Annotated in this window: 9 protein-coding genes; 2 read left to right on the top strand and 7 right to left on the bottom strand. The window is 61.4% G+C overall.

Features of this window, described 5'->3' with window-relative positions; genetic code table 11:
- Window positions 1-108 precede the first annotated feature (108 nt).
- From GXY35_11545 to GXY35_11525, 5 genes are all read right to left on the bottom strand, one after another.
- Window positions 109-1,557 (bottom strand): radical SAM protein, encoded by a 1,449-nt coding sequence (locus GXY35_11545; GenBank protein NLW95211.1) that lies wholly within the window; start codon window positions 1,555-1,557, stop codon window positions 109-111.
- A gap of 63 nt (window positions 1,558-1,620) precedes the next feature.
- Window positions 1,621-2,418: a glycosyltransferase family 2 protein gene (locus GXY35_11540; protein NLW95210.1), complete on the bottom strand. Its 798-nt coding sequence runs from the start codon at window positions 2,416-2,418 to the stop codon at window positions 1,621-1,623.
- Between the two features lie 59 nt (window positions 2,419-2,477).
- The gene (locus GXY35_11535; GenBank protein ID NLW95209.1) at window positions 2,478-3,878 is read right to left on the bottom strand and encodes a radical SAM protein; all 1,401 of its coding nucleotides are present in this window, start codon (window positions 3,876-3,878) and stop codon (window positions 2,478-2,480) included.
- A gap of 68 nt (window positions 3,879-3,946) precedes the next feature.
- Window positions 3,947-4,759 (bottom strand): class I SAM-dependent methyltransferase, encoded by an 813-nt coding sequence (locus GXY35_11530; protein NLW95208.1) that lies wholly within the window; start codon window positions 4,757-4,759, stop codon window positions 3,947-3,949.
- Window positions 4,760-4,871: 112 nt separating this feature from the next.
- Complete coding sequence (locus tag GXY35_11525; protein ID NLW95207.1) at window positions 4,872-6,254, bottom strand: DUF2029 domain-containing protein; 1,383 nt, start codon at window positions 6,252-6,254, stop codon at window positions 4,872-4,874.
- Between the two features lie 179 nt (window positions 6,255-6,433).
- Between GXY35_11525 and GXY35_11520 the strand changes: the two genes are divergently transcribed.
- Window positions 6,434-7,876, top strand: coding sequence for a radical SAM protein (locus tag GXY35_11520; GenBank protein ID NLW95206.1), 1,443 nt, complete (start codon window positions 6,434-6,436; stop codon window positions 7,874-7,876).
- A gap of 248 nt (window positions 7,877-8,124) precedes the next feature.
- Window positions 8,125-8,982: a polyprenol monophosphomannose synthase gene (locus GXY35_11515; protein NLW95205.1), complete on the top strand. Its 858-nt coding sequence runs from the start codon at window positions 8,125-8,127 to the stop codon at window positions 8,980-8,982.
- On the opposite strand, the gene GXY35_11510 is transcribed toward GXY35_11515, so the two are convergent.
- Window positions 8,951-10,072 (bottom strand): DegT/DnrJ/EryC1/StrS family aminotransferase, encoded by a 1,122-nt coding sequence (locus tag GXY35_11510; GenBank protein NLW95204.1) that lies wholly within the window; start codon window positions 10,070-10,072, stop codon window positions 8,951-8,953. The two genes, GXY35_11515 and GXY35_11510, sit on opposite strands and share 32 nt — an antisense overlap.
- Window positions 10,072-11,478, bottom strand: coding sequence for an FAD-dependent oxidoreductase (locus GXY35_11505; protein NLW95203.1), 1,407 nt, complete (start codon window positions 11,476-11,478; stop codon window positions 10,072-10,074). The genes GXY35_11510 and GXY35_11505 overlap by 1 nt, the downstream gene beginning before the upstream one ends.
- Between the last annotated feature and the right edge of the window lie 24 nt (window positions 11,479-11,502).

The raw sequence follows: 11,502 nt of genomic DNA, 5'->3' as shown, positions 1-11,502 counted from the left end.
ACCGGATCTCGCATGACGATATCCTGGGCAGGATGGAGGTGCGGGAGGAGGGATAGCCCGCACGCCTCGCCGCCCGCCGCAGGGGAAACGGACGTCTGCGGGCCCATCTCAGTCCCCGAACAGGCTGAACCGTATCACATTGGCGCCGCCGCGGATGATGCGGGCGATGTCTTCCGGACCCTTCATCCTCCCCAGCCACCGCAGCAGGTAGCCCGGCCGCAGGTAGTACTCGCGGTACGCCCTCCGGATGTAGCGCTCGAGGCCGGCCCTGGAGACCGAGGTGTACCACTCGTTGTAGGTCCCCGCCGTGTGGAGGTCCTTCAAACTCAACCGGTTCTCGTCGCCGAGCTCCGGGTGCTCGCGGAGCAGCTCCCTGAAGAGCTCCGAGCCGGGATAGGGGGAGCATATCCCGATGTCGATGGTGGTGGGGTCGATCTCCTTGATGAAGGCGATGGTGCGATCGAGCGTCTCTCCGGTCTCCCCGGGCATGCCGAACATCAGGTGGGCGTGGGTGTCGAGGCCGGCCGCGTGGGCCCAGGCGAAGAGCTCGCGGGTCTGCTCGACCCTGATATGCTTCTTCGAGCGGTCGAGGACCTCCTGGGCCCCCGATTCCATCCCGACCTTGATGAGGTGGCACCCGGCCTCCTTCATCGCCCGGAGGATCTCGAGGTCCGCGCTCCCCACGCGGACGTTGCATATCCAGCTGATATCCAGTCCCTCCCGGACGATCCGCCCGCAGATCTCCCGCACCCTCGCCCGGCTGAAGGTGAACGTCTCGTCCCGGTAGTACACCTCCCGGTAGCCGAGGCCGACGAGGTACCGCAGCTCCTCGATCACCCTGTCCACGCTCCAGGAACGTATCTTCTTCCCCGCGAAGGCGGGCGCCGTGCAGAAGGTGCACAGTCCGGGGCAACCGCGGGAGGTGCAACTCGTGGTATACGGGTGGCGCTTGACGATCGGGTTGAAGTAGGTCGCGCCGGGGGGGAGGAGCGTCCGGTCGGCGATCGGGATCTCCTCCATATCGTCCATGAACGGGTAGTCCTCGTTCAGCACGATTTCGTTGCCTTCCCTGTAGCCGATCCCCCTCACCCCCTTCCAGCTCCCATCCCCTTTCCGAAGGGCGCGCAGGAGGTCCCTGATGATCAGGTCCGGCTCCATCCTCACGATGATGTCGATCGCGGGGTTCTCGAGGCACTGCCGGGGCATGAAGGAGGGGTGGGAGCCGTAGAATATCGCCGTGAGCGCCGGGTTCCTCTCCTTGAGCCTCCGGACCGCAACGGCGTCCTCGTCGATCGTCATCGAGGAGGAGAGGACGAGGGCGACGTCGAATCCCTCGATGCCGCGGGCGAGCTCCTCGAACGACAGCCGCTGCTCGATGGCGTCGCGGAGCTCGACCACGACGCCGTCGTTCTTGAGGATCGTGGCGAGGGTGAGGGCGTTGAGCGGCGGCACGGAGCCCCCGCCGATGCGCCTCCCCTTGCACCAGCAGCCGTAGAGGACATCCCTGACGACGTTGTCGGCGTACTCCGATGAGGGGATGAGAACAAGCGCTTTCACGTTGCGCTCCGTTGAGCCGTGCGGTTCGCCATCATACCGCAGGTACTGGTGGAGGGGGATAACCTAGGGCTGTTGCATCAAGCGTTTTTTTTGTTCTTCCCTGAAGCGGCGAAGGGAAGGAGAAACTTCCCTCCACAGCCCAACCATTTCCTTGAGAATAGCTAGTACCACTCCGGGCTTCGGAATATTGAAAAACTTCCCCTTGCCGATCTCAAAATAGGTGCCCCCGGCGATTCTTGGAAAATGATCGACGCCGACCTCGATAATCTCGTACCCCGCAAGGCGCGCCTTGACCAATAGCTCGGTGTCCGACAGTCCCGTCCGACATTTCAGCGAGACCTTTTCAAAAATACTCTTGCGACAGAGCTTGAAGGCGCAGTCCACGTCGCGTTGCTCCAATCCGAACACAATCTTCATCATAAGATTGTAGATCTTCGCCACAAAAATTCTCGTGATCGGATCCTGCCGTGACCGGCGATACCCCACCACCAGGTCCACGTGACGGATGAGCCGGAACACCTTGCATAAGTCGCTGAGATCAAACTGCCTGTCGGCATCCGAATAGAAAACAGTGTCATGCCGCGCGTTCTCGTACCCCATCCTCATGGCTATCCCATAGCCTCGCTCCGCTCGCGGTTGCAGGATGAGCCTGACGTGCGGGTCACACTGCATCATCTCGCGGACGATATCCCCCGTGTTATCCGTGGAGCCCTCGTACAGTATGATGACAACTTCATACTCATCCGCGATTCCCGAGAGGACCGAGAGAGCGCTATTGATCACATGCCGTATGTTCTCTTCCTCGTTGAAGGCGGGGAAGAACGCGCTGATCGATTGGAGTCTATCGTTCCCGCATGTCATAACGCCGCCGATTAGTGTTTCCCCGCCGCACGGGGCGCTGCCCCCGTCATCCCCCTGCGTCAGAACAGGTATGACAATGCCCTCTTGGCGAGGTACTTGAGATTCTGTACGGAGCTGATGCTCCTCGCAAATCTCACGAGATATTTCGGTCTCAAATAGAACCGAAAAAATGCCGTGCGCTGCAACCGTTTCAATTGCCCCGGTGTAATACCCTCGGGGGCGTACACCACTCTCGAAGTGATAAAGTCTCCCCACGTGTCGGACATGATGCGGCCCTGCGATGCAAGGACATTATATGTCTCGGTTCCCACCAAGGGCAAGAAAAGGCTGAATCCTGCTGTTTCCAGATCCAGCTCACACGCAAAGGCTATCGTTTGCCTGATATCGTTCACTGTTTCCTCGGGATAGCCGAGGATGAAGAACCCATGGGGCCTCAGGCCGACCTTGCGTATGAGCGCGACCTTTTCCCTCACCATCTCCTTTTTCTGCTGCTTCTTCATATGGTCCAGGATCCTCTGGGATCCGGACTCGATGCCGACGGCGATGCGATACGCGCCCGCCCTTTTCATGTCGCGCAGCAACTCCTCATCCAAGGTATCCAACCTGACGCCATTGGGGCAACACCAGTCCACCGTCAGCCGCCTTTCGATGAGGCCGCTGCAAAAACGATGCACATACTCCCTGTCAATGGTGAAGTTGTCATCGATGATCTGAATTTCGTTGACTCCGTGGGCCGTATGGAGGAGTTCGATCTCATCAAGGACGCGCGGGACACTGCGACGGCGCATCTTCCTCCCATTGATGGTGTGTGCGGCGCAGAATGTACATGGGAATGGGCATCCCCTTGTGATCATGACGGGGGCAATGGGATAGCTTTTGTAGATAACGCTGTGGGGCGCGGGGGGATAATCCTGCGGTCGGAGAATGTCCCACGACGGCATGCCGAGGGAATCCAAATCCTCAATAAAGGCGGGCGGGTTGCGCTCCACCCGGGAGTCCCGCCGCCAGATCAGGCCGGGGATAGCGTTCTCCGGCAGGCCGATCGCTTTCCCGCGACCCTCGAGGTAGTTCACGAAAACCGGCAGGCCGACCTCCCCTTCCCCATGAAACGCATAATCAACGTGAGGGAGAAAGCCCATCGTGCCCGCGGGATCGCCCGAGGGATGAGGGCCCCCCACGACCGTGACTATGTCCGGACGCAGGCCCTTGACGATCTCGGCGCTTCTGCGCACAGATATCATATCCGACGAGAACGTTTGGAAACCCACGAGGTCCGGCTGTCGAGATCTTACCGCCTCCTTGAAACCCGAAAAGTCAAGCCGGAGCCTGATGCAGTCCAGAATGTCAACCTCGTGCCCCGCACGACGAAGGGATGTGGCGAGATAGCCGAGCCCGAGGGGAGGGGTGACATAGTACGCGATCTTCTCTTCTCGCACGGGGACAACTAGAAGTATCTTCACGCCCAATCGCTCCCGAGCAGGTTATGAACCGCCGATGGACCGGGATTGTCGCCTAGTACTCCGGCCGGTCACCGTTTCCGGCCGACCATTACGGTCAGCCAGCACCAGCGCCCAAGGCACGGAAAAAGACGAAGAATCACGCTATCCATTTTCTGCACGCAAGAGTAGCTTCTCCTGCACGCAAAACCGTAATCAAGGTCACGGAACCATCCCGTGTGAAATGAGCCCGATAACTTCGATTTCATATAGTACCACGCAAGCACCACCATGGTAACAAGCTTGAACTCCATGTGATCGAACGAGTCGAAGGCGGCGCTAATACGCGCAAGATCGCGATAGCGAATAGGCTTTTCCATCGGGGTGCGTATGGACCGGTTTAAGTTACGGTATACGCTGAGGATCGGGTTATCCGCCAGCGGCTCGGAAAATACGGCAATCCCGCCGGGCTTCAATATGCGATACACCTCACCGAGAGTCCCTGAAAGATCGACGTGGTGGAGCGTCCCCCGGCCGAATACCGCGCTAAAGCTCTCGTTGCCAAAGGGGAGGGATTCAGCGGCAGCCCTTACAAACGATACCTGCCCTCCCACTCCTCTGCGGGAGGCAAGTTCCCTCGCGAGAAAAAGCATCTGGGGGGATACATCTACCCCGACCGTGCACGCCCCCTGCTCCGCGAACCATACCGCATCCTCTCCCCAGCCGCAGCCAAGATCGAGGACGCGGCGCCCCTTGAGATCCCCCATCACCTCCGCCGCGTACAGGTTCTCGAAGGCCCACCGGCTGAAGAGGGGTAGTCTCGCCAGCTCTTCGATACCGACCTCGCCCGCGTAGTGGTCGAAGAAGAGCTCCTCGCTCTTTCGCCGCTCGGTGATGTTCGTCATAGACGACACTTGATGGGGACGGCGAAGCCCTTCTTGCGGTTCGGTCGATGACGGCCCGACCACGGCTCCGCGTGCGTTCCGAACGGCGCCCCGGTGCCTTGGGCGGCACTTCTCATGTCAGGACCCGTCCGGAGGTCACGGAAGCGCCGGGACGGCGCAAGAGTTCCCCCCGCACAAGCCAGATGGTACCCCCGAGAATTATCACCAGGGGCCATTTGTTGCTCAAGAGCCAGAGCTTGGGCATATAGCCGCCGGAGGGGCCCAAGATGATCGGAAACTGCAGGGTGGACAGAAAGATCAGTGCGGCGCTCATGCTGAAAGCCAAAAAGAGCGCCCTCGTCCGAAGAAACTGAAAATCGAGGTTCTCAAACATGACGATGCACGAGGCGAACACAAAGTAGAACATCACGAGCGAATAGTCGTTGGCGGCCGGGGGGGTGACGGTCATCACTATCATCACAAGACAGAAATCCGCGAGATAGGAGAGCGTGTCGCGCGCCTTCCGTGCGACGATCGAAAACGAAACGCACGCGAGGAGCGCGCAATTGACGATGCCCGAGAGGCGGAGCAGAAACGCCGTCGGGAGGGCGCGCTTCTGAAGCAGATAGCTCATGAAACTGTACGTGGAATGATTCCCCGCGAACACCCACGTGTCCCCGGGGATGTAGACATCCTTCACGAAGCGGTATAGCTTCCAGTACTGGGCGAACCCCGCGGCCGTTCCCTCTCGTGAAACCAGGGCGCTCGCCACAATGAGGATGAGCGCGGTGACGATGATCGACAGACACGCACGCCATTCCTTCTTCAGGATGAAGTAGTAGAGGAAGATAAGGGGATACATCTTCACATGCGCCGCAAGGGCAATGAGCGCCCCCGCCGCCACCGCGTGCCGCCCGCCCCGCCATACGACGAAGGCAGACGTCACCAGGAGAAGGACAAGCGCCTCGCTGGCCCCCCTTTCAAGCTCGAACCGCAACGGATACGAGAACGCGACCAGCGCGGAGCAGATCGCCCAATAGTGCGCCCTGTGTCGTGCATATCCGCTGAGAAGCGCCAGGGCCAGGAAAAGCGCGGCGATGAGGAGGCCGAGATACACCCTGTACGCCCAGGGATGGAGCAGGAAGGTGAACGGGACGAAGAGGCGCGCGGAAACGGGGGGGTGGTTCCAGGGGAGCGCCTGTACCCTGACCATCCAGTCCTTGAGTGCATCGGGGAGCGGGCCGAGCAGCACCCGGTAGTGCGCATCGAGCGCCGATTGGCGCGGATCGCTGCGATCCAATTCCTCATAGAGGGGCATGCCGTAGCGGACGCGCAATGCCATGTAGTTATAGCTCTGGAAATCCGCGCCGATGATGTTATCCGGGGGGAAGACGAGGCCGGGCCGGTAGCTATGGGCTCCATAGTCCGGCACGATGACGCGTCCGAAGTTAAGCAGGGCGATTAAAATAACGAATATACAGGCGAAGGTCGAATAGGTATACTTTCCCTGTTCCATAACTTCCCCCTCGGAGGGAAGAGCACGCGCTGAGTTCTTCCCTTCGGCGATGACGGATTATATACCAAGGGACGCAAGGGGACAATACCGTACGCCATCGGCGCGCGATCGCGTTCATGCGGCAACATCCATAGGCGTCCATCAGACGATTGCCCGGCTGGGAGAAGTGCAGACAGTCCATGAATGTCGCCATCATCATACCCCCCCCATTGAACAGGGTTGACTATCTGGGCGTGCAGCAGCCACTGAATGCGTGCTACGTCGCCGCCTACTTGAGGGCCGCGAAGCCGCAGTGCACTGTCCAGATCTGGGATTACAGCGCCGAGACGTTCAACGAACGCGAGTTCCTGACGCGCCTGAAAGACAACCGCATCGAGGTCGCGGGATTCAGCGGATTCACGCCCACGATCAAGCAGTGCGCGGCGCTTGCGTCAATCATCAAACGGGCGTACCCAGAAATCCGGACCGTCATCGGCGGCATCCACGTTTCCACTCTCCCCGAAGGCACGATGAGGGAGTTCGACTGCTTTGATATCGGGATCATCGGCGAGGGAGAGAGACCGTTCGCCGAACTCTGCGGGGTAATTGATGCGGGCGCGGATATATCGGATTTGAAATCGATCGTGTACCGGAAACACGGAGAAATCATAAAAAACGATCTCGAGCCGCTCATCACCGATATCGATCAGATACCCTTCCCGGCGCGCGACTTGCTGAAACAGGATTTGTATAACCGTGGACATACGCAGCGCGGGTTCTCCAGGGGCTTCATGCGGATCTCCGAGATGTTCACTTCCCGCGGGTGTCCCGGGAAATGCATCTTTTGCGCCTCGAGGATCCTACATACCAACGCCCTGAGATTTCATAGCATCGGGTATGTCGAAGCTGAAATAGAGGAATGTGTCAAGAAGTACGGGGCGGAGCATATCTCCCTCGTAGACGACAATTTCACGAGCATCCCGGACCGCGTGTACAAGATCTGCGATATCTTCAAAAGACACCACGTGACGTGGAACTGCCTCGCGCGCATCAACAACGTCAATGCCGATATGTTGCACTATATGAAGAAAAGCGGCTGTGAAGGGATTGTGTACGGGATAGAATCGGGCAGCCCGAGGATATTAAAGCTGATCAAGAAAGGGATCACGGTTGAACAGATCATACAGGGGATGAAGGCAACCCACGAAGCCGGGATCACGAATATCGAAGCAGATTTCCTCATAGGCGTGCATCCCGACGAGACCGTTGAAGATATCCGCGCGACGGTCGATCTGATCAAGAGGATCAAGCCGACCATACTTGCCGTCCTGTTCTGCGTGCCGTATCCCGGCACCGAAGTTTGGACGATAATGAATGAACGCGGGCTGGTCAATGAAACCGACTGGAACAAATACGTCATCTACGGTCAAACCCCGAATTGGCGCACGCACGCCCTTTCGGCTGAAGAGCTTGTCGCCTGGCAGAACAAGATAATGCGCGATTTCTACTATACCCCGGGGTACGTGCTGTCCAGAATCGCCAGGATACGCAGCATGAGGGAATTCGCGTATTACATCAAAATCGCCTACGCGTTCTCCAAATCCCTCCGTGCACGAGGCACGCCCCTCCGCCGCACTCCTTGAAAAGCGCTCTCCGGGCGGCCCGGACCGCGTAGACAAGGGGCAGCCTTTCCCCTTCCCTCCATCCTCCGGCGTGGTTCGGGATCGCGCAGCCCGGTAGAGGAACGCGCGTCATCCCCGCGTGCCACGGCTCCGCCAGTCTCGTCCGGCCTCCCCGGCGTCCCGAGGGTCGCGGCGAGTCATGTTGCATCCCGCCCCACGCTCAAGTACGCTGCAGCCGCACACCTCACGACCTCTCGGGGCGAACGCGCATGCACACAACCCCTGTGATCATGGGGACCTACAACGAGCGGGAGGATATCCCCCCGCTCGTCGAAGAGATCCTCTCCCTCGGCCTTGGTCTCGACATTCTCATCGTCAACGACAACTCTCCCGACGGCACCGGCCGTATTGCGGACGACCTCGCCTCGCGGCACCCGGAGGTTTCCGTGCTGCACCGACCCGGCAAGCTCGGCCTGGGAACAGCCTACGTGGCGGGTTTCCAGCACGCCCTGGCGCGCGGCTATGCGCGGGTCATCACCATGGACGCGGATTACTCGCACCATACCCGCGACCTGCCCGAGTTCCTCGGAAAGTTCGAGACGCATGACGTGGTGGTGGGGACACGCTACATCACGGGGGGCGGGGTGGAGAACTGGCCTCCCTACCTGCTTGCGCTTAGCCGCGGCGGCAGCCTATACACGCGCCTGATCACCGGAATGCCTCTCCACGACGCCACCTGCGGGTTCAATGGATTTTGCGTCGAAGTCATCCGGGCGATACGGCCCGAGCGCATCCGCTCCGAAGGGTACTCGTTCGAAATCGAGACCAAGTTCAGGAGCTGGGAGAAGGGGGTCCGCATCGCCGAGATACCTATCGTCTTCGCCGATCGCACGCGCGGGAAGTCGAAGATGAGCAAGCGGGTGTTTCTCGAGGCGGTCTTGTGGTATGGAAGCTCCGGTTCTCTTCCGTCTGACCCCTTCGGGCATCCGGCGCTCTGCCCCGCCGCGCGTCCCCGGCGTTCGCGTTCGTCCGTAGGCCCCCTCACCGGCGCGAGGAGCCGGCCCCGTGCGTGGCGCTCTCCGCCCCTGAACGCGTTCAGCAGGGATACGCCACGACCGCGTCGATGATCCGCTCCACCTCCGCGTCGGTGAGCACGGAGTGGTTCGGCAGCGAGAGGAGCCGCGGGAAGACCGCTTCGGCCACCGGCAGGGGGGGCTGCCAACCGTAACAGCGGTACAGGTGTATCGGCTTGTAGTGGACCCCGGTGAAGATCTGTTTCTCCCTCAGGTAGACGCTCAGGTTGTCCCTGTCGACACCGCGGCAGCGGATCGCGCAGATGTGCCACGCGGAGCGATGGACCTCGTCGTCGTCCGGGGGCATCTCAAGCCACGGCAGGTCGGCAAAGGCCCGGCGATACCGCGCGACGATCTCCCGGCGGCGGTCGTTCATCCGTTTCAGTTTGCCGAGCTGAACGAGGCCGATGGCAGCCAGGATGTCGTTCGGGTGGCACTTGAGGCCGATCTCGTCCACGTTGTACTCCCACCAGTACGACTTGTTGTCCGGCGTGCGGTCCCAGGTTCCCTTGTCAATGCCGAGCCACCGCAATCTCTTGGCGCGTTGCGCCGACTCCAGATCGCCCATCGTGATCGCGCCGCCCTCCCCCATCGTGAGGTTCTTGACCGCGTGGAAGCTGAAGCAGCCGAACCTCCCGAACGAACCGACGTGCCTCCCGCGGTAGAACGCGCCGGTCGCGTGCGCGCAATCCTCGATGACCGGGATATCCCCCGCGATCTCGAGAATGGCGTCCATTTCGGCGGGGCGGCCGGAGTAGTGGACCAGGACGATGGCGCGGGTCTTGGAGGTGATCTTGCGGCGCAAATCCTCGGGGGAGATATTGAGCGTCGCGGGATCGACGTCGACGAACACCGGGCGGCATCGATTGTAGACCACCACGTGCGCGGTGGAGACAAACGTGATCGCCGGCACCAAAATCTCGTCGCCCGGCGACGGATCGAGCAGCTTCACGGCCAGTTCGAGCGCGGCCGTGCAGGAGTTCGTGCCGACCACGTGCCCGGCGCCGATATAGCTCGCAAACGCCTTCTCGAACTCCGCCGTTTTCGGTCCGAGTCCAAGCCATTTCGATTCGAAGACCTGCCGGACCGCCTCGAGTTCCTCTGCGCCCAGCTCCGGGCGGAACAACTGGATCGGTTCTTTCATCAATTCTCCTCGTTTCTCAACGCCGCCACCGCATCGGCCGCCGCCCGGAAGCATTCGTCTCCGTTCATGTAGCGGAACTGCCCCTGCCTGCCGATGGACCTCAGCCGCGGGAAGCGCGCCAGGAACGCGCGCGCCCTCTCGAGGTGCGCCGGCGTCCCGGTCTCCATCAGCGGATAGGCGTGCGCGAACCGCGCGCTGAAGTACCCCATCTGCCGCGCGCGGATGATCCCGCCGACATCCGTCCTCCCGCCGACCGGCTGGTCCAGTTCGCGGATCGCCAGGTCGAACAGCTCGCCGTCCTGCATGGACCAGAGCCGGTCGCCGACGGAGCAGTTGAACTCGATGGAAAGGCTGGTCTTCCCAGGGGGACAGAAGTCGGGGGAGAGATTCTTGTACTCGTTGATGCGGCTGAAGGAGAATTCGTCGCCCTGAAAGTAGGTCCACTGCGCCTCGAACACCCGCTCGCAGTCGAGCATGATGTTCAGCAGGCGGAGCGCCCTGTAGCGGAGCGACCGTATCGTCTCCTCCATCGCGGTGTCCGGCCGCGGGCACAGGAGCCCCAGCAGGTCCGGGATGGGCAACGTCGAGACGACGGAGCGCGCAACGTACTCCCCCGCCGCCCCCCCCCGCGCGACGGTCAGGAGGTAGCGATCCCCCTCCAGGCGCAGCCCGGCGACCTCCGCGCCGCTCACGATGCGCGCCCCCCGCCCCTCCGCGCGCTCCCGGACCGCATCCACCACGCGCTGCGCGCCGTGCCGCGGATAGACGATGCGGAGCGGCTGGAGTCCGTCGTACGTCTGCCGCCCCTTCATCCCGAGCGCGTGCCGCATCTGCTGCTGGAGGAACGTCCTGATGCGTATTCGCTTGACGCGCCGCGCCACGGATTCGAGATCGAGATGCGCCGGGTCGATCCCCCAGACCTTCTTGAGATACGGCTCGAAGTATATCCGGTAGAGGAGCGGACCGAAGTTCCCGACGGCGTAATCGCGGAAACTCCGCATCCAGGCGTCGCCGGTGACCGTGACGCGGAGGCGCGCGATAACGAGCGTCAACGCCCAGAGCAGCCCCTCGACGCCGTACGCGGTGAAGAACTGGCCGGGCTGGAGGGGGTAGCGCACCAGGCGGCCGCGGAAGAGGATCTCCGTCTTCTTGTCCGCCTCGACGAAGATATCCCCCACGATGAGCTTCATCCGGGCGACGGCGGACTCCATATCGGGTCCCGCGGCGTAGAGGCCGTGGACGCCGTGATCGAAGATGAACCCGTTCCGGTACTCCGATCCCCACAGCCCGCCGACCCGCTCCTCCTTCTCAAGGAGCAGGCTCGTCATGCCGGACTCCGCTGCGGCGAGCGCCGCCCCCAGGCCGCTGATGCCGCCGCCGATGATCGCCAGATCCGTTTCCCGCACGCTGTTCATCATTGGAAACCGTTG

It is taken from the genome of Chlamydiota bacterium, assembly GCA_012729785.1.
GTDB lineage: Bacteria > Auribacterota > Tritonobacteria > UBA1439 > UBA1439 > UBA1439.
This window is presented reverse-complemented; position numbering and strand designations above follow the sequence as displayed.